Genomic DNA, 18,073 nt, shown 5'->3' on the forward strand with positions numbered 1-18,073 from the left:
GGATTCCGGCTAATGAGGTTATTGGTGTTGTGCTGTTTCGATACAAGAAGAGCAGAGCGCGCTGACTCTTAATCACCGGGTCGGGGGTTCGAGTCCCTCACCACCCACTTACAAGCGTGAGTGTGCCCGAGGAATACTTCATTTCAGGTCGATGACCTGGTGAGTAGGAATCGGTAGGTCCTTCCTTATGGGAAGGTTTCAAATGTTAGTAAATGAATGGGTTGAATCTTTTTGGGCAGTTCTTAATGTCCGTCCTAAAACTCTCCACGATTACAAGCGTCTCTACAAACGTCATCTAGCACCCTCTATTGGGGCTTATGAGATTGATGCCGTACCTCCAATGGTGTTACAACAAAAGCTCTTGTCTCTCCCACCTCAGACATCTCGGCATTGCTTGATGCTGGTCAAGACTATTTATCGTGAAGCAAAGCTTTATGGAGTTTGTGTTGTAAATCCGGCGGACGGTCTTAAGACTCCCAAGATTCAAATCGCTGACAAGAAGTTTCTGACCTGGGATGAAGTTAACGCAGTCGACTGGGGTCGCTACAACGAGCAGATTCGCTTCTTAGCTCTCCACGGACTTCGTTGGAGTGAAGCAGCTGCCCTCAGAGAATCTGACATCAGAGATGGATTTGTCTGGGTCTCAAAGACTGTCAATGGTGCCTGCAAATCTAAGAGTAGCGTTCGAAAGGTTCCCTATCTTGGGCACTTTTCGCAACTACCTCTTACCTACAAGCCACTTCAAAAGTGCGCCAATAAACAAGGTGTTACCGTTCATAGCTTTCGTAGAACCTATGCCTATTTACTTAAGACAGAAGGTGTTCATGTGACAACTGCACAAAAGCTTCTTGGTCACTCTGACCCGTTGATGACACTGAAGGTTTATACATCTGTTCTTGATGATGAGATAGATGCGGCAGGAGTTTCGTTAGCGCTACGAATTAAAACTTGACATTACTTTTGAATGTTCCTTTCTAAACCATAAAAATCGATAACAGAAAAGAATTACTTCCATTAGTAGGGACTTTCTGGGATAATTGCTCTAACGGGTTAGGAATTCTTGCCTACTTACGCTATTCAATTAGTCGGTTTATTCTTTTCTTCATGGATGACTAGCCGCTACCAGTTAGTTAAAACTTCCATAGGGTTAACTGACCTGCTAAAAACCAAGGAGAATGAATGCAAGACGATGTAACAGAAGTCCTAACTATTGGTCCCGGAGGGCTGTATTCGCCGCTGCCAATTCCCGCCTATAAGGTTCTGGTGGCTGCGCGTGAGCATGTAGCCAAAGATGTTTTGGTGTGCCTGGTGAGCCACTTGGGAAAGTCAGGAAACAAATCTTTCCCCTCAATCTCTCTCATAATGCGTGAGGCTGGTCGTGGTAGAACTTCAGTTATCGCAGGAATTCGGACACTTGAAGAGTTTGGATTCATTAAGAAGTTCCAGATGCCTATTGGCGATAAGAAGCTTAGAAACATCTATTACCTTCAAGATGCCTGTTGGAATAACGACAGGATGAATCGCCATGCCTTGGCATTTGCGCCAGTCATAGGGCGATGTGGCTGTGGAGCAGCCGTTAAATTAGGAGAAATTGGACTAGGAAAGTATTCGTATCACCATTACGGATGTGGTGACGAAGTCACATTGCTAAGCACTAGAAAAAAGCCAAATTTGAAGGTAGAAGGAGAAATTGAATCTGAAGAGAAGAAGGCCAGTTAATGATTTGTAATGGTACTTACTTACAGTACCTGTGGTGAACCGGTGTGCCTCAGGGGCACCCCAGGACTGATTTCCAAGTAACATAACTTGCAAGGCCCTACGGGCCTTTTATCTAACCTAAGTTATTGAAGGAACTGGGCCGCCGAAGACGGCCAACCGTGACGGAATTTAACGGTTTTCCTCTATAACACTTAAGCGGTGAATGACTATCTGCCCAGGCCCTAACAATCCAATGAAGGTTGAAATGAGCAATTGGACCTTACGGCTCACAGTACTTTCAGTCAGGTCCTAAGTTAGTCGTTCGTTTGCAAGAATCTCGTTGTATTTGGCAATCAATAAATTCAACCGCTCGGCAGAATTATTTCTGCCTGTCTTGCTGTACAAAGAATCGATAAACCTATCCAAGGCATTGTGCGCTTTTCGAAGGTTAATAGGCATTGCAATTGGGTCATACAGGTCAGCAAGAGTTGCGCCAATATTTTCAGCTCTAGCCTGGAGGACGCCCTCGCTAAGCAGCTCTAACTCTTGTTTTTGAACATCGTTCGGAATGATAAAGGGAAATGTGAAGTAAACAATCGCAGGTAGTATCTGAAATCTAGATTCAAGTCGGCCTGAAAATGTTGCCACCCACTCAGTAAATGCCTTGCTCTGCAGGAAGCCAAAAAGCCAAAGTGGTGCATTTGGGAAAGTCAAAACACCATCTCCGGCAATTTCGTCTTCTTCAAAAAATGCACCCGGGATATATTCTCGTTTTTCGCTGCTAACTTTAGGTAATGCGAAGTATCTGCCAGAAGGTTGTCTAATCTGAGTAAACAGCCCCGGAGTACTTGCCTGCTCCTTAACGGAAGTTGTTGGACTTTTTGACCTCACGGCCGCAACTGCTTCAAGTCGTTTCTTTATTATGGAACTGGACCGTAAATCCTGAGGCTTTGCATCCACTAACCAAAGGCAAAATCTCTCTTCATTATACAAAAGTTCTGTCGCTCCAATAAATCTCTTCAGATACCTGCTAGCAACCAAATCCTTCTTCGCCACTTCGAGTTCTTCTCCTTTAAAGAAAAGATTTCCACCGTCAGTTGGTTGGCTTCCTTTGGTGCAGTCAGGAAGCCCTGCGACAATCGGCGATTTCCGCTTAACCAACTCAATTTCAGGTCCATCTACCAGGTAAAAATTAATGTGCTCTGCCTGTTTGCTAATAACTTGCCCATCATCATCATTCACGAAGAAGATGGTTTTGCTCTTTTTTTCTGCTAACTCACTAAATCCGATAATTACAACATGAACGGCAGCGGCGTTAGCTGAATCTGAAGTCCACGAAAAAGTTGGATAGGCAAAATCTATTTCAAATCCAGTATTCACAAAGAATGGTCCAAGCGTTCGCGCTTGTTCTCCTTGAGTAATAGAATTTGTTGAAACAAAGGCACATTTAGTTCCCTTCCCCTTTACTGCAGCAATTGACTTTGCATACCAAGAAGTCACAAAATCGAGTCGACCTGTTCTGGAACTTTCTTCATTAAACTCGAGAAAGCTTGAATTCCTATCGCTCTGTTGTTCTTCAGACATTAAAGACATACCTATGAATGGTGGATTCCCAAGTATGTAGGTGTGCTCATCGATTGCTAGTAATTCATTCCAATCAGACTGAAGCGCATTTGCATTCAAGACTTTTGCATGATTCTTTATGGGAAATCTATTTGGAGTTGCACCCGTTACGCGTTCTAACCTTATGTTTTCCTGATGGTCAGTAAGAAATAAAGCCATGCGCGCTACTTGCGCTGGCCACTCTTCGATTTCAATTCCATAGAACTGATTTAATGAGACAGATAAGCCCATTGAACCGTCAAGTTGCATTGAGTCTTCACTACCCTCTAAGTGATTTAGTCGAGCGATAAGTTCCAGCTCTAATTGTCTTAAGTGACGATAAGAGACAACTAAAAAATTTCCACATCCGCAAGCAGGGTCGAATATTTTGATTTTAGCTAAATCTTGACGGAGCTTCTTAAGCTCTTTCTTGTTATCCCAGGCTCTTGCCAACCTTTCTTGCAACTCATTCATGAAAAGCGGATACACAATTTTATTGATGTTTTCCTCGGATGTGTAGTGCTCTCCTAGTTCGCGACGGGCTTCCTTGTTCTTGATAAGTTGGAAGAGTGAGCCGAAAATCGTTGGATTGATGGTCGTCCAGTCATAGTTCGCAACTTCCACAAGGGCAACGCGCATCTTTTTGTTGAAGTCAATTAGGGAAATTTTTTCCGCAAAAATCCCTCCATTGACAAATGGGAAAGCTCTGAATTCGTTACTGAGTCCTTGTGAACGCATTTCTTCGGAAGTGTTCAGTACCTCAAAAAGAGTGTCGAACTTAGAGCCGACATCAGAGCCATCTTCCCTCGTCCCCATGACAAGCCTTAGAAATAAGTTTTTTTCCCACATTCCAGTGTCATCACCAAATAATAGGAAAAGTAAGCGAATCAAGAAGACACTAGTTTCATGACCTTCAAAGCCGTGAGACTCTAGCTCTAAATACAAGTTAGCCATTAATCTGGCCGCCTCTTGGTCGACTGTTATTTCCTCTTGGGAAATTCGTGTTCGGTTACCCGAAATGATTGCTTCGAAGCGATGAATATTTTCTGGAAGTTTAGATAATGGAAACTCATGCGTTCGGTTCAGAGCGACATCAATTAATCTAAAAGTCTTGAAATCGGAAATGATGATTGTCTTTGGCCGGTAACCAGGAGGAAGACTGAGCCAATAGCCTCGAGCCTGCAACTCTGCCTTATCAAGATTTAATCCTGCAGATTTGTGTTCAATGAGAGCAACGTTTTTCCAGTAAACATCAATATATTCTTGGTTGCCGCTAATGGAACTCTTTACTCGCTTCTGACGTTCAATCCCAGCAACTATTTCATCCTCAACGCCACACAAGTTGCGAAAGAAATCACTCCAAAAACTGTCTGAATATTGTTTTTCTTCAGTGACCCCCTTCCATCTCTCAGCAAATCCCGCGGCAGCATTTTGAGAAAGGTCAGGAATTCTTAGGGTTTCTTTCACTCGCCTACCTTAACTCTCCATGCAGATGAGCAGATGGAAATAACAGAAAATTTTGACGGGACTATATAGATATGAGGCATGCTCGAATTTAATAACCTGGGGTCAAACGCTCAAGATTGTTCACGAACTCGCCTTCCCAGCCACAATCACGACAAATGCGCGTGGGGTCTTTCTCGGAAATGCAACAACCACCTGTCTCGTACAGCTCATCATCAAATGGTTTATCAGGAAGGCCATAAATGATTTCCCTCAGGCCTGCCTGTGAGCCGCACTCTGGACATTGCTTCATGACTGAAATCTAGGTCCTACCCCTGACAAATCGCCCACTGATACTCAGTCATCAGGTTTAAAGAAGAGTCGCCCTAAAAGTCGGAACTCGGAGAGCCAAACTCAGTAATAGTTAGTCAGTAGCTCTAGTACCCAATAATCAAAAGCCCCTTAAGGCGCTTACTTAATCATCATCTTAGGATATTTTGATAAATGTAAAGGTAGGTTGTATTAGCTACGGTTAGCATAAGTAAGGAAATAAAATAAAAGCGTTTGCGCCTGATTGGCAATTGAAGTTTATAAAATCTATCTTTCAGAAATTTATTGTCTTCTTTTCTAATTCTCAGCTTTCTATAAATTTCAACAAATAGAAATAGGGTCAAACTCACAAATAGATTAGCGACTAAATACAATTTTGGGAGTGGGCGATTAACACTTTCTATTGTTAGGTACAAAACTCCAAACAATATAGAGAGTAGAAAATAGGGTGCAGTCCGAGAGATTACTCGGACTATAAGTTCAATCAATGCGGAAATTAAATTTCCAATTCCCCTCAACAAGTTTCTGATAAAATCAATATCATCGACAGTTAATATGAAATCCATTTTTACTGAAACGCAGTTCGCGCAATATTGCTGTCTCACATTCGAGACGCCAAACCCGTTATCCGAACTTCCTATCGGATGTCGTCGGTTATCATAATAAGAAACATTTGTATTCTTAAACCTTTGCTCCCATTGACCAAAAGAATCCGTACCACCACAGCGTGGGCATTGGTAGCGAGGCATCCCAAAAGGGTACACGCGTGCCGTCGGTATTCAAGTTATTAATTAAGGTAATTTTGCGTGGGAAGTAGAGGATAACTGGTACTTAAAGGTAGCAACCGCCGTTGTCTGCGACTGATGGCTTATCAGTGGTAGGAACTAGCGACTCCAAGCTAAGTAATTTGAACCTACTGGACAAACCAACACTTGGCGACAGAAATTTCCCGGCGTCAATGCGTGCGAAGAACCTTGTGAAGCCTCCCAACCCCAAGTATTCATACCAATGAATTGTCCAGAGGTATTAACTAATGGTCCACCACTGTTTCCGGTATCGATTGCCGCATCAGTTACCACTGAGTCTGCATCAAGATTCGAAACAATTCCCACAGATACGGAACCTTCCAACCCATATGGTGCGCCGAACGCAACTACGGTTTCTCCTCGAGCAGGTTTTGTGGGTGAGGGACTTAATGTCTTAACCGCTCCAATTGTATAAACAAGAGCAATGTCATTCTTTATGTCCCAGTTATATGCGTTTCCACCCAAATTTCTTCCGTTTTGTGTAACCGAAACACTACTTCCAAGACAATTTTTAACTACGTGATAGTTCGTAGCTACAACGCCAACGTAGCCTTTTGCTTTTGCGTCAGCATTAAGAGTTATGTCAATTCCAAAACCAGAACCTACAAAACTTCCACAAGTTATGAGATAAACCGCAGGGTCAACAATTTTGCCCAAAGCATCAATCAAGGCTTTTGTATTTGTGCCGTCAGCTCCTTTAGGACCGACAGCTCCTGCAGGACCTTGAGGTCCCTGGGGGCCCTGGGGGCCCTGGGGGCCTTCACTAAAAGTCATTGCTCCTAAATCGAGAGCAGTTGTTCCTGAAGGACAGCTAAATTTGTTTGGAAAAGTTACTACCTTTGTTTTGTTATTTGCGCACAACAAGTATCCATTTTCCGGAGTGTTATCTGAAACATATTTATTAACTGCGATGGCTGAGCCGCTAAACAAAACTGCACCTACGAGCAGACCAGCGAGAAACTTGCTTGTCCCTGAAAATTTGCTCAGCTTCATAGGGAAAATCATTTCACCTAAAGGCTTGTTTGAACAGCGTTGACCGATTAAACTTTCTACTGAAGGACAGTTGGTAGAGCACGGTGACTTACTGAGCGAGTTAAAGCGAGTTCAGTAAGGGCTGTTAGGTAGGTCTGAGCGTGAGCTCGGAATACCAAACACACTCTTAATCACCGGGTCGGGGGTTCGAGTCCCTCACCACCCACTTACGACAGTAAGCCCGAGATCAGAACAAAGCGTGAATTCTGTGAAGGTAATGGTTGGCCAATTTGCTTTAATCATTATAAGTGTCTTGACTTTTAACAATTCTTAAAGCAAACCAAAAGGCGTCATTCTTATCCACAATTCCATACTTGTTTACTATGTCCGCTGATAGGACAGCAATTTTTCTGTCTAAGTTTTTACCAGCCTCATTGTAAGGACCATTCATGTGTTCCATTTGCTTCTGCTGAGCTTCAAAAGCCTTTTGTTGAGACAGATTCCCTCTTTGCCACTCGTTGAAAGTGGTATTGCGTTCCTCAATTAACTCATTTTGGATTTGGGTCTCTGCATCATAGTCAGCGATTGCCTCGATGATTCCATCCCAGCGAGTATCCCCTTCTGCATAGTTTGCGATGTCTTCACTAGTTACTTCTAATTTAAATTGCAAGAAGTACTCCCATAGACCCTGTTCGCGCATTTCAGCTTCAGTAATGTCCAAAACACCTAAAACGCCTCGATTAACGATTTCTCCCAGTAGTTGAAAATCGTCAAAATACTTGCCGCTTATGTACCATTTCAAGTTATCGTCTATGCCGATACAGACTTGAACTACTCCTTCGCTTTCGCGAGACTCTCCCAGCGTTTCGCAACTTCCTGCGTTTTCATAAGGATCGGAAGCACAGCCCGAAATCGTGAACAAAAGAGCAAATGCAAAAATCCCCGATAGAAAGCTCTTCGATCTCATTACACAATTATGCAGGGAGAGGCTTAAATTTCGAGCCAACTTTCCTAACAAATGCCTAACATGCCCAAGGGATCTTGTGAAATTACTGGACACTCAGAGGAGCATCTCACGCTTGTATTCAGGAATCAGGGATAATAAAGGTACGCACAGACACAGATGGGGTCTCACTCTTAATCAGTAGGTTAGGCAGGGCAATATTCTGGTTTGATTAGAAACTAACCCCAAGTGATTCACAGATTGATTGCATCTCAAAGTACTCGTTCATAGATAATCCCACAGGATTCATATTCCAGCTGCGCAAGAAATCCATAAGATAATAAAGGCGTTCAGATTGGACACTAAGCAATCCACTTTCATATGCAACAATCCGCTGTTTATTTAATTCATCAGGCGAATATTGGCCACTTTCCGACATTGCAAATAAGTCGTCAAAAGCAATTTTTACGGAAGAACAAGCAGCAAAATCCGATTTTTCCCCACTTACGTTAGATGATTCATCTGCATTTTCAGTAGCTTCGACAGGGGCAACAGAATTAGAACTTGTTTCAGAAGTAGGCAGTCCGCAACTTGTAAGGAGAGCGGCCACAATAACACCAGCGATAAACTTACTTACACCTGAAAATAGATTTGGCTTCATAGCAATATCATTTCATCTGGAGGCTTGTTTGAAAAGCGTTGACCAGTTAAACTGAGAGAGAAGGACATTTGGTAGAGCACGGTGACTTACTGAGCGTGTGTAAACAAGCTCAGTAAGGGCTGTTAGGTAGGTTTAAGTGTAAGCGAAAAATACCTAACACACTCTTAGTCACTGATCTCGTGATGCCCTACGAATTACCGCTTACGACATTAGCGAATCTTTTGACCATCTATTTCATTGACTCTTGAAAGGATTAGGTCTTATTCTTGAAATATGCAAAAGATCATTGCAGCTATAAAGCGTGGTATTTCTCGCCGTCCCCGAGAAATTGAATCCGTTTTGGCTTTTGAATGTTCAATGAAGTGGGATGAACTTCTCAAAGTAGATGGTGGTGAGTCAGAGCGATTCTGCACCAGCTGTTCTAAGAATGTGTATTTGACTGACTCTGATTTGGCTTATAAAGAAAATGCGAAGAGAGGTCGATGCGTTTCCATTCCTGCGGGTACCGAACTAAACATTGAGGGTAAAGATGTGATTACCGAGAAAATGGTATTAGGTGGTCTGTCAATGTATGACGAACGTGAGCCAAGAGATGATTGGAAATTTTGAACCTGTTTCGTATAGTCATAGCCCTTTAAACCTTATAAGACTACATATCTAGTAATCGTTCAACTCTCTTTTCTGAATCTCCTTGTCGACACATAGCGATAAGGCTATTAGTTCCAAGGAGTGCTGAGCCAGGACCAAAGTTTTCTTTTGATTTCTTCCTTTGAGAGTGCTCGCGAGAGCTCTTCTCCTTTACCCATATCCGTTATTTGCTGCACCACTGTCAAGATTGGGTCTTCTGGGTTTAATCCAAATTTATTGGCAATTGTTGGAAAATCATCTGGCTCAACTGTGTAGTTGAACTCGTAATCGCCTTCGTTTTCGTTTCTACCAAGATACTCAAACTGAAAAAAGAGATTGCCCTCTGAGGTTAATGAAGCGTATAGAACAGGCTCGCCTTCATCTCCGATGATTGAAATCTGAGACATTGGGAATTACCTCCCTAAACAACTTTTTAGCGTGTAAAAGCTTCGAGCAATAATGCTTTTTGCTCATCCTCATGCAAGTGATGGCTACCAGTTGCTGGGGATGCTGTTGCACGACGAGAAACGCGGCGCAAAGTGCGATTACCAAATCCATGGCCGCCATGAGCCTCTGATGTGCGAAGTGCAATGTGTGACCATGGGCCTTGGTTAGCAGGTTCATCTTGAACCCACAGCAAGTTTGCATTTGGATGCTTGTTTGCTTCAGCAACCATTTCATCAACAGGCAGTGGATACAACAGTTCAACTCGAACAATCGCTGTTCCGGTCTCACCCAGTTTTGCACGCTCTGCTACTAGATCGTGATAAATCTTTCCTGAACAGAAAATAACGCGAGAGGCGTTTTGAACTGAGTCATCACCAATAACCTCTTGGAAGAAGCCTGAAGTGAAGTCACTTAGTTTTGAAGCTGCTGCCTTTAGGCGAAGCATTGACTTTGGCGTGAAGACAACAAGTGGTCTGCGCGCAGGATTCTTTGCGTGCCAACGTAGCAAGTGGAAATAATTTGCTGGACTTGCAGGTTGAGCAACAGTCATGTTCTGCTCGGCGCATAGTTGCAGGTAGCGCTCAATACGTGCAGAAGAGTGATCCGGTCCTTGTCCTTCATAACCATGTGGAAGAAGTAGAACAACAGAAGATCGCTCTCCCCACTTTTGAAGGGCAGATGAAACGAATTCATCAATAATTGTTTGAGCACCGTTGGCGAAATCTCCAAACTGGCCTTCCCACAGAACCAAAGCCTCTTCGCGCTCCAGGCTATATCCGTATTCAAAGCCCATCGCAGCGTATTCACTCAATGAAGAATCGATTGCAAAGAATTGATTTTCATCACTAATAAGACTGCGAAGTGGTGTCCACTCATTGCCATTTTCTTTATCAATGATTACTGCGTGGCGGTTTGAGAAGGTTCCACGGCGAGCATCTTGTCCTGCAAGACGAATTGGGTGACCTTCCTTAAGAAGTGAACCAAAGGCCAACATTTCACCAGTAGACCAGTCGATTGATCCGTCATTGAGAGACTCAACTCGCTTTGCAAGCTGTGGAGTTAACTTTGGATGAACGCTAAATCCTTCAGGAACTGCTAACTGTGTTGCAGCAATCTCACGAGCTACAGATTCAGAGATTGCGGTACTTATTGCCTCTGGTTCTGGCGCGACAGGTACTTTGAAGTTTGCATCATGTTCTGGCTCAATGTTATTGACGGCAGCAAAAATAGATTCGAGTTGGGCTTGATAATCACGAGCGATCTCATCTGCCTCTTCTGGTGTTAAATCACCGCGACCAACAAGTGCTTCGGTATACAAAGTACGAGTTGAACGCTTTGCATCAATCATCTTGTACATCAAAGGCTGAGTAAAACTTGGCTCGTCACCTTCGTTGTGGCCACGGCGGCGATAGCAAACCATGTCGATGACGACGTCTTTGTTAAATTCTTGGCGGTATTCAAAAGCCAAACGCGCCACTCGGACACATGCTTCTGGATCATCGCCATTCACGTGGAACACAGGTGTCTGTGTAATCTTTGCAAAATCTGTTGCATATACAGAGGTTCGTGAAGCATGTGGTGAAGTTGTAAAGCCAACTTGGTTATTGATCACGATGTGAATTGTTCCGCCAGTGCGGTATCCAGCAAGACCTGCTAACTGCAAAACTTCAGCATTTACGCCTTGGCCAGCAAATGAAGCATCTCCGTGCATAAGAATTGGCATTACAGAGTAAGCATTCTTTACATTCATACGGTCTTGCTTTGCGCGAACAATGCCTTCTAATACTGGGTTTACCGCTTCTAAGTGGGAAGGGTTGGCGGCCAGGTAAACATTTGTTGTTGCACCTGAATCAGCAGTAAACACACCTGATGTTCCCAAGTGATACTTCACATCTCCAGATCCTTGAACCTGATTTTCTGTGTAGTGACCTTGGAACTCTTGAAAGATTTGACCAGCTGATTTTCCTGCAACATTTGCAAGAACATTAAGACGGCCACGGTGCGGCATACCGATACAAACTTCATCAAGTCCATGTTCGGCAGCAGAGGAAATAACAGCATCAAGAAGTGGAATTACAGATTCTCCACCTTCGAGTGAGAAACGCTTTTGACCCACAAACTTTGTGTGAAGGAATGATTCAAATGATTCTGCGCTATTGAGCTTACGTAAGACTCGTAATTGCTCATCACGTGGAAGTTTGGCATAACCAACCTCAACCCGGTTTTGAATCCACTCACGCTCTGCGCGATTTTGGATATACATGAACTCAACACCGACAGAACGGCAGTAAGCATCACGTAAAATTCCAAGAATTTTGCGAAGTGTCATAAAGCGTTCGCCACCAAAGCCACCTGTTGCAAATTCGCGATCTAAATCCCAAAGGGTTAAACCATGTGTAACAACATCTAGATCAGGGTGTGATCGTTGAATATATTCAAGTGGATCAACATCTGCCATCAAGTGGCCAAATGTTCGGTAAGACTGAATTAACTGCTGAACACGGGCTGTCTTGCTGATTTCCTCATCACGTGAGAAAGCAAAATCTGTAGCCCAACGAATTGGCTCATATGGGATGCGAAGTGCACTAAAGATTTCATCGTAGAAGTTTTCAGCACCTAACAGGTACTCGTGCATACGACGCAAGAAATCACCAGATTGTGCGCCCTGAATAATGCGGTGATCGTAGGTGCTTGTGAGTGTAATTACCTTGCTAACAGCCATCTCTATCAGGGTCTGCTCGCTTGCCCCTTGGAACTCTGCTGGGTAATCCATCGCTCCAACGCCAAGAATCAAGCCTTGACCTTGCACTAAACGTGGAACTGAGTGAACAGTTCCAATTGTTCCTGGATTAGTAATAGACATTGTGGTGCCAGCAAAATCTTCAACGGTCAGTGATCCACCGCGAGCTTTTTTAATGATGGCTTCGTATGCATTCCAGAACTGTCCAAAATCTAATTCTTCGCAACCCTTAATAGAAGGAACGAGTAGTTGACGAGATCCGTCTGGCTTAGCTAAATCTATGGCAACACCTAAATTGATGTGCTCTGGTTTTCCAATTGCAGGTTTGCCATCAATTTCTCCAAAGAATGCATTCATCTCTGGCATTGCTTTGACTGCCTTAATCATTGCAAATGCAATGATGTGAGTAAATGAAACTTTTCCGCCGCGGCTTCGCTTTAAATGATTGTTAATGACGATGCGATTATCAATCATCAACTTTGCTGGAATTGCACGAACTGAAGTTGCAGTTGGAACTGACAGTGATGCTTCCATTGATTGAACAACACGAGCTGAAACTCCACGGATTGGTTCAAGTGATGATGCTGCTGGAGTAATTAAAACTGGAACTGGCTTAACAATCGGATCTGCAGGAGTTGGTTGCGATTGTGTTGTTTCGCGAAGAACTGGTTGTTGTGGCGCAGGTGTTGGAGTTGGCGCAGCAACGGGTGCAGGTTGTGCAGCTTTTTGTTGCGCTTTAGGAACTGGTGGAACACCTTTACTTGGTGCTGCAGAAGTTGCAGGAGCTCCTGGCTTGTTGTTTTTGAAGTACTCAATCCATGCTGGGTCTACGGAAGTAGGATTCGCCAGATACTGCTCGTACATTTCATCTACGAGCCAATCATTTGCGCCAAAATCCTGTGCCGACACTGGCAAGCTCCTTCTGTATTGATTACAGACATAAGCCTATCGGCAGAAACTGGCCTCCATAAGCACGATTTGACGCTCACAGGGCGAGATTGACCACACTAATTTCAGTCTCCGTTTTAGCCCCATCTGGGGCAGGCTTTACCCATGGCTTTAGCAGTGGTTACCGGGGCAAGCAGAGGCCTGGGTTTTGAAAATGCCAGCTCTCTTGCTGGGCTGGGTTATGACATCGTGATGATTGCCAAGGATTCAGACCGCCTTTCATCGGCGCAGCAATTGCTCCAGCAAAATCACCCCGCTCAAAACTTCACAACCTATCCTGTTGATCTTGAAGATATGCAAGCAGTTCGCAACACAGTCGAATTGATATCGCAACAACACGTTGTTCCTGAGATCTTGATACTTGCCCATGGTGTTATGAGCGAGAAGATGTCTAAGACTTTGAAAACAAGTGATGCTGAATGGCGTCGAGTTATGGCAATTAATCTTGATTCTGTTTTCACTCTTGTTAATGGATTAGCATCTGCCATGGTTGAAGCCAGAACTGGGCGCATCATCATTTATTCAGCTTGTCTTGGCCGAATGTCAGGACCTGGTAATGCAGGCGGACTTGCTCCATACCGAATTAGTAAAGCTGGTGTGAATGCATTTGTAAGAAATCTTGCTCATGAAACTGGATTGGGTGCTCGTGGAGTTTTAGTTGATGCTGTTTGTCCTAATCATTCTCGAACCGATATGGGAGGAGCTGATGCACCACGAAGTGCTGAAGAAGGTGCAGCCTGTGCACTGTGGCTTGCAACAAGAGAGTTTAATCCTGGCGATACCACTGGTGTTTTATGGGAAGACAATCAGATTGTTGAGTGGTAACTCAAACTCACAAAGCACATTTCTTATGAATCCGTTGGAATAGCGCGCAATACTGAAATCAAAGTTGTTCCAGCTAATGCTGCCAAAGGAATAGCAACGAACCAGAGGTGCGCTTCAATTTGATAAGAGACAACGCCAAGTGCAATCAAATTAGCTAAAACGGCAGGTGCGCGTCCGTAGTACTTGCCACTCTTATAGAACAGCCCACACAAGAGAAGCCCACCCCCACCGAGCAATGCAAATAGCAGCACGCCAAGTAATGGCAGAAATTCAAAAGAGTCAGCGGTGAAGGTGAGCACAATTAACCAAGCCGCAATAGCCAGTACTACGCCTGCCTCAACAAAGAGTAGGGATGCCACTAGTGCGCGAGCCTTGGCGGCTTTGGCAGGATCTTGATTCATACGAGGAGAATAACTCAGGAAAGGTCACAATGCTCTTTTCTCATGATGGTATTCACGATTCTCAAACTCACTTGGCCTCTCCCTCCTATTTTTATGAACAATTGCGGCGTGAAATTTCATTAGCAACTCGAGCAAGTAAGCCAATCGCATTAGTAAAGATCGTTTTCGATAACCGCGATTTAGATCAAGTACGCGCCTATGACATCTTGCACTTTTCCTATGAACTTACCCAACTAATCCGGCAGGAAGATTGCATAGGTAGGCTGGGGATAAACGAGGTTGTCATCATTGTCCGCGATGGATGCACCAACGCTGAGCCGCTTGTAAATCGACTTCTTAAAGCTACTTCACTCACCGTCGATGACACATTACAAATCAAAATTGCAACCGTCTTTAGCAATAAGGATGAAAACTCTTTACGGCTACTAGAACGATTGGATCATGCAGATTTAGTAAACACATAGAGCGAATTACAACTTTCCGTCTGTAATGTGGCAGCTACTTTATCCACCCCTTTTTTCTGGCAGGAAGATAAATGGGCCTGTCAATCTAGGTTTGCTCTTATGGATCTTGACTTAGACATTACCTTTGGTGCAATCGCTCCATTTATGAGTGACCCCACAATTGAAGAAATCTGGATCAATTCACCAGAACGAATATTCATCGCACGAAATGGTAGAAGTGAGTTAACGAACTTATTGCTGTCGGCAGATGATGTGCGAAACATTGTTGAGCGGGCCTTAATGTGGAGTGGTAGACGCTTAGATCTCTCGCACCCTTTTGTCGATGCCCGACTACCCGATGGCAGTCGCTTGCATGTTGTCATCCCAGAAATCACCGCTCAACATTGGGCAGTCAATATTCGTAAGCATCTGATGCGCAATTCAAGCCTAAATGATCTGGTCAATCTTGGAGTCATGACCAAGGAAATAGCTACCGCTCTTAGGTACTGCGTGGAAGCTGGACTTAACATTTTAGTCTGCGGTGGCACCCAAGCAGGCAAAACAACGGTGTTAAATGCTTTAGCTGGGGCCGTACCGCGCAGCGAAAGAGTAGTAACAATTGAAGAGGTTTTTGAATTAACTCCTCAGCTTCCAGATGTCGTACAGATGCAAACTCGAAGCGCCAACTTGCAAGGTGAGGGTGAAATTCCATTACGGCGACTTATCAAGGAATCGCTGCGAATGCGTCCCTCTCGAATAATCGTAGGAGAGGTTCGTGAAGCTGAAGCACTAGATCTGTTGATTGCCCTGAATTCTGGCTTGCCTGGGATGGGAACGCTGCACGCGAATTCTCCTCGAGATGCAATTGTTAAGCTGCAAACTTTGCCATTACTGGCTGGTGAGAATATTTCACATAAATTCATTGCTCCTACTGTTGCCTCCGCTATTGATTTGATTGTTCACGCAACCTTGGATTCACAGGGCATGCGTCGCATATCTGAAGTTGCTGCGGTAACGGGTCGATTTGAAAATGATCGTGCAGAAATTGAAATGCTGTGGCGATGGGATGGCAACGCATATGAACGTGGGGTTGGCTCCCTGCCTAATCCAGAAAAGTTTGTGGCAATAGGGGCGCAATTAGATAAGTGGTGGCACAAGTGAAGCTATCTTTTCGTGTTGGAATTTCTGCTTCAGTTTCTACCGCAGCTGTTCTAGTGATCTCACGCTCAGTCTCTATCGCTTTAGCATTTGGAATTTTAGCCTCAGCGATTTCCTTCCTGGCCATACGAACCAAAAACAATATAGATGAGGCAGCTATGACGGCTGCGTGGCCTGAGGTTATTGATCACTTAATGTCGGGCATTCAATCAGGCCTGTCTCTCAATGAATCCTTAGCTGGGCTTTCCACACGAGGGCCTGAGTTACTGCGTCCAGCATTTTCTCAATTTAAGGCCACTTTGTACGGAAGTGGTGATGTAGGCAAAGCCATTCAAGAACTAAGGAGTAAATTTTCACATCACGGAAGCGACCAAATATTTGAAGCATTGATCATCTCTAAAGCACTTGGTGGTAGTGAGTTGTTACAAATACTGAGATCTTTGGGGGATTTTTTGCGACAAGACTTAGCGCTTCGTCGGGAAATAGAAGTCAAGCATGGTTGGGTTAAAAACTCGGCACATCTTTCCGCCATCGCGCCCTGGGTTTTACTTCTAATGCTTTCAACACAACCCAGTACAGCTGCTGCATATTCGACAACTACCGGGGCTGTGATTTTAGGTGCAGGACTCGTGATGACCGGAATTGCCTATTTTTGGATGAACAGACTAGGTCGTTTACCTCAGACTCCACGTGTTTTTGTTGGAGGGTCACGGTGAGTGCAATCTTTCTTGTCACGGCTTTATTGGTTTTTCCAGCTGCATTTTTGATTGTCATTGATGAACAGATTGATTCAAGTAAAGATTTTCAACGTCTTGTCAAAGTTAAAGCAAAGGAAATTAAAGACCGAACATATTTGAGGTCACGACTAGAGGAGCTCGGACGCAACACAGAAAAGGAGTATGTCGATTTTCGTATCAAACAATATGGATATTGTGCATCAGGTGCTGCTCTTATCTTTGTTTTAGCACTCTTTCTTTCTCATGCTCTCTTCATAGCTCTAATCTCCTCCTTACTATTTTCTTTCACGGTTTACTTCTTAATTGATCGAGATTTAACAAAGGCGGTTAAGCAGCGCCGAGAATTGATTGAATCTGAGTTTCCAGCTGTTATTGAATTATTGACATTGGCCATTGCGGCAGGAGAAACCCCTATGGCTGCAATCCTGCGAGTTGCTGACTCAGCAGAGGGACAACTATCCAAGGAGTTTCAAATAGTGATTACTGGCGTGCGTGCTGGTCAGCCCATAAATGAAGCATTAGATGCCTTGGGAAGGCGAGTTAAATCAATCATGATTCGTCGCTTTATTGATGCTTTAGTCACAGCAACTTTGCGTGGTGCACCGCTAGTTGAAGTTCTGTCTCGTCATGCAGTTGAAGCCCGTGCGAATCAGCGTAATCGAGTTATGGGAGCGGCCGGTAAGGCTGAAATCTCTATGATGATTCCAGTGGTGTTTCTTATCCTGCCGATCTCCATCCTCTTCGCACTATGGCCCTCATTAACAAACCTCAATATGTTTGCGAGTTAAGCAGCGCTTTCCTCGCGCTCACTCTTTCCCACGTTGAGTTCAATAAGTTCACCTTCTGGATTGCGTGCAGCAATTTCTTTCAAAGTTGGACGCCCAGCTTTACGCTTCTTGGCAATGATGCGACCTTCTTCAAATAGTTCACCACCCCAAACACCTGCCGGTTCCTGCCGAGATAAGGCACCCTCTAAACACTGTGCTCGCACAGGACATCCGCCACAGAGTGACTTGGCCTCTTGCACTTGCATTTCATCCTCAGAAAAGTAGAGCTCAGGATCTGCTGTGTGGCATGGCAAGTTAAATGATGACCCGTCTGAATACGTGCCAGTTACGGCATCCAAACCGATTTTCTCATCTGCCCAGCCTGGTAGTAGTAGTTCGCTGAAGAGAACGCTCATGTTCTCACCTCTTCTTTCTGTTAGTTCTTGCTTCGGTCTCTTGTGGTTGTCGTTGGTTTTCTGGAGTGAAGTTTGTTTTAGGAAAACAAAAAGGGCTCCGAATCCTTTT

General features: G+C 44.2%; 17 protein-coding genes. 8 read left to right on the forward strand and 9 right to left on the reverse strand.

All coding sequences use genetic code 11. The features are described from left to right. Nucleotides 1-202 precede the first annotated feature (202 nt). The gene (locus AC9UH7_RS02925) at nucleotides 203-952 is read left to right on the forward strand and encodes a tyrosine-type recombinase/integrase (RefSeq protein ID WP_509594826.1); all 750 of its coding nucleotides are present in this window, start codon (nucleotides 203-205) and stop codon (nucleotides 950-952) included. A 227-nt stretch (nucleotides 953-1,179) separates the two neighbouring features. Further along, nucleotides 1,180-1,719 carry a helix-turn-helix domain-containing protein gene (locus tag AC9UH7_RS02930; RefSeq protein ID WP_509594828.1) on the forward strand — a complete coding sequence of 180 codons (540 nt, stop codon included), beginning with the start codon at nucleotides 1,180-1,182 and terminating at the stop codon, nucleotides 1,717-1,719. A gap of 288 nt (nucleotides 1,720-2,007) precedes the next feature. Here the strand turns inward: AC9UH7_RS02930 and AC9UH7_RS02935 are convergent, their stop codons facing one another. The 5 genes from AC9UH7_RS02935 to AC9UH7_RS02955 all read right to left on the reverse strand — a co-directional run bounded on the left by AC9UH7_RS02935 (nucleotide 2,008) and on the right by AC9UH7_RS02955 (nucleotide 8,455). Further along, a complete protein-coding gene (locus AC9UH7_RS02935; protein ID WP_509594831.1) occupies nucleotides 2,008-4,767 on the reverse strand; it encodes a class I SAM-dependent DNA methyltransferase in 2,760 nt (919 codons plus the stop codon). An 88-nt stretch (nucleotides 4,768-4,855) separates the two neighbouring features. Beyond that, the gene (locus tag AC9UH7_RS02940) at nucleotides 4,856-5,056 is read right to left on the reverse strand and encodes a hypothetical protein (protein WP_509594834.1); all 201 of its coding nucleotides are present in this window, start codon (nucleotides 5,054-5,056) and stop codon (nucleotides 4,856-4,858) included. A 901-nt stretch (nucleotides 5,057-5,957) separates the two neighbouring features. Continuing rightward, nucleotides 5,958-6,872 (reverse strand): S1C family serine protease, encoded by a 915-nt coding sequence (locus tag AC9UH7_RS02945; RefSeq protein ID WP_509594837.1) that lies wholly within the window; start codon nucleotides 6,870-6,872, stop codon nucleotides 5,958-5,960. Nucleotides 6,873-7,146: 274 nt separating this feature from the next. Continuing rightward, the gene (locus tag AC9UH7_RS02950) at nucleotides 7,147-7,818 is read right to left on the reverse strand and encodes a hypothetical protein (RefSeq protein WP_509594840.1); all 672 of its coding nucleotides are present in this window, start codon (nucleotides 7,816-7,818) and stop codon (nucleotides 7,147-7,149) included. A 208-nt stretch (nucleotides 7,819-8,026) separates the two neighbouring features. Continuing rightward, on the reverse strand, nucleotides 8,027-8,455 hold the full coding sequence (locus AC9UH7_RS02955) for a hypothetical protein (RefSeq protein WP_509594843.1): 429 nt from the start codon (nucleotides 8,453-8,455) through the stop codon (nucleotides 8,027-8,029). A 273-nt stretch (nucleotides 8,456-8,728) separates the two neighbouring features. Here AC9UH7_RS02955 and AC9UH7_RS02960 point away from each other — a divergent pair, with 273 nt between their 5' ends. Continuing rightward, a complete protein-coding gene (locus tag AC9UH7_RS02960; RefSeq protein WP_509594846.1) occupies nucleotides 8,729-9,064 on the forward strand; it encodes a hypothetical protein in 336 nt (111 codons plus the stop codon). 107 nt (nucleotides 9,065-9,171) lie between these two features. Here AC9UH7_RS02960 and AC9UH7_RS02965 read toward each other — a convergent pair whose 3' ends face one another. Next, nucleotides 9,172-9,489 carry a hypothetical protein gene (locus AC9UH7_RS02965; RefSeq protein WP_509594849.1) on the reverse strand — a complete coding sequence of 106 codons (318 nt, stop codon included), beginning with the start codon at nucleotides 9,487-9,489 and terminating at the stop codon, nucleotides 9,172-9,174. Nucleotides 9,490-9,515: 26 nt separating this feature from the next. Further along, a complete protein-coding gene (locus AC9UH7_RS02970) occupies nucleotides 9,516-13,178 on the reverse strand; it encodes a multifunctional oxoglutarate decarboxylase/oxoglutarate dehydrogenase thiamine pyrophosphate-binding subunit/dihydrolipoyllysine-residue succinyltransferase subunit (RefSeq protein WP_509594852.1) in 3,663 nt (1,220 codons plus the stop codon). A gap of 144 nt (nucleotides 13,179-13,322) precedes the next feature. On the opposite strand from AC9UH7_RS02970, the gene AC9UH7_RS02975 reads away from it, so the two are divergent. Continuing rightward, entirely contained in the window at nucleotides 13,323-14,042 is a 720-nt protein-coding gene (locus tag AC9UH7_RS02975) for an SDR family NAD(P)-dependent oxidoreductase (RefSeq protein ID WP_509594855.1), read from the forward strand. Nucleotides 14,043-14,065: 23 nt separating this feature from the next. Here AC9UH7_RS02975 and AC9UH7_RS02980 read toward each other — a convergent pair whose 3' ends face one another. Continuing rightward, on the reverse strand, nucleotides 14,066-14,443 hold the full coding sequence (locus AC9UH7_RS02980; protein WP_509594858.1) for a hypothetical protein: 378 nt from the start codon (nucleotides 14,441-14,443) through the stop codon (nucleotides 14,066-14,068). 29 nt (nucleotides 14,444-14,472) lie between these two features. On the opposite strand from AC9UH7_RS02980, the gene AC9UH7_RS02985 reads away from it, so the two are divergent. The 4 genes from AC9UH7_RS02985 (at nucleotide 14,473) to AC9UH7_RS03000 (ending at nucleotide 17,569) form a co-directional block, all read left to right on the forward strand. Then, nucleotides 14,473-14,907 carry a nucleotidyl cyclase domain-containing protein gene (locus AC9UH7_RS02985; RefSeq protein ID WP_509594861.1) on the forward strand — a complete coding sequence of 145 codons (435 nt, stop codon included), beginning with the start codon at nucleotides 14,473-14,475 and terminating at the stop codon, nucleotides 14,905-14,907. A gap of 99 nt (nucleotides 14,908-15,006) precedes the next feature. Then, a complete protein-coding gene (locus AC9UH7_RS02990) occupies nucleotides 15,007-16,047 on the forward strand; it encodes a TadA family conjugal transfer-associated ATPase (protein ID WP_509594864.1) in 1,041 nt (346 codons plus the stop codon). After that, complete coding sequence (locus AC9UH7_RS02995) at nucleotides 16,044-16,760, forward strand: type II secretion system F family protein (protein ID WP_509594866.1); 717 nt, start codon at nucleotides 16,044-16,046, stop codon at nucleotides 16,758-16,760. The genes AC9UH7_RS02990 and AC9UH7_RS02995 overlap by 4 nt, the downstream gene beginning before the upstream one ends. Next, the gene (locus AC9UH7_RS03000; RefSeq protein ID WP_509594869.1) at nucleotides 16,757-17,569 is read left to right on the forward strand and encodes a type II secretion system F family protein; all 813 of its coding nucleotides are present in this window, start codon (nucleotides 16,757-16,759) and stop codon (nucleotides 17,567-17,569) included. The genes AC9UH7_RS02995 and AC9UH7_RS03000 overlap by 4 nt, the downstream gene beginning before the upstream one ends. Here the strand turns inward: AC9UH7_RS03000 and AC9UH7_RS03005 are convergent. Then, nucleotides 17,566-17,964 (reverse strand): WhiB family transcriptional regulator, encoded by a 399-nt coding sequence (locus AC9UH7_RS03005; protein WP_509594872.1) that lies wholly within the window; start codon nucleotides 17,962-17,964, stop codon nucleotides 17,566-17,568. The genes AC9UH7_RS03000 and AC9UH7_RS03005 overlap by 4 nt on opposite strands. Nucleotides 17,965-18,073: the final 109 nt, after the last annotated feature.

The organism is Candidatus Planktophila sp. (genome assembly GCF_044348745.1).
Taxonomy (GTDB): domain Bacteria; phylum Actinomycetota; class Actinomycetes; order Nanopelagicales; family Nanopelagicaceae; genus Planktophila.

Excerpts from the sequence above, each read along its gene's own strand:
- AC9UH7_RS02925 (WP_509594826.1), top strand. The coding sequence starts at position 203 with ATGTTAGTAAATGAATGGGTTGAATCTTTTTGGGCAGTTCTTAATGTC.
- AC9UH7_RS02930 (WP_509594828.1), top strand. The coding sequence starts at position 1,180 with ATGCAAGACGATGTAACAGAAGTCCTAACTATTGGTCCCGGAGGGCTG.
- AC9UH7_RS02940 (WP_509594834.1), bottom strand. The coding sequence starts at position 5,056 with ATGAAGCAATGTCCAGAGTGCGGCTCACAGGCAGGCCTGAGGGAAATC.
- AC9UH7_RS02945 (WP_509594837.1), bottom strand. The coding sequence starts at position 6,872 with ATGAAGCTGAGCAAATTTTCAGGGACAAGCAAGTTTCTCGCTGGTCTG.
- AC9UH7_RS02950 (WP_509594840.1), bottom strand. The coding sequence starts at position 7,818 with ATGAGATCGAAGAGCTTTCTATCGGGGATTTTTGCATTTGCTCTTTTG.
- AC9UH7_RS02955 (WP_509594843.1), bottom strand. The coding sequence starts at position 8,455 with ATGAAGCCAAATCTATTTTCAGGTGTAAGTAAGTTTATCGCTGGTGTT.
- AC9UH7_RS02960 (WP_509594846.1), top strand. The coding sequence starts at position 8,729 with ATGCAAAAGATCATTGCAGCTATAAAGCGTGGTATTTCTCGCCGTCCC.
- AC9UH7_RS02965 (WP_509594849.1), bottom strand. The coding sequence starts at position 9,489 with ATGTCTCAGATTTCAATCATCGGAGATGAAGGCGAGCCTGTTCTATAC.
- AC9UH7_RS02975 (WP_509594855.1), top strand. The coding sequence starts at position 13,323 with ATGGCTTTAGCAGTGGTTACCGGGGCAAGCAGAGGCCTGGGTTTTGAA.
- AC9UH7_RS02980 (WP_509594858.1), bottom strand. The coding sequence starts at position 14,443 with ATGAATCAAGATCCTGCCAAAGCCGCCAAGGCTCGCGCACTAGTGGCA.
- AC9UH7_RS02985 (WP_509594861.1), top strand. The coding sequence starts at position 14,473 with ATGCTCTTTTCTCATGATGGTATTCACGATTCTCAAACTCACTTGGCC.
- AC9UH7_RS02990 (WP_509594864.1), top strand. The coding sequence starts at position 15,007 with ATGGATCTTGACTTAGACATTACCTTTGGTGCAATCGCTCCATTTATG.
- AC9UH7_RS03005 (WP_509594872.1), bottom strand. The coding sequence starts at position 17,964 with ATGAGCGTTCTCTTCAGCGAACTACTACTACCAGGCTGGGCAGATGAG.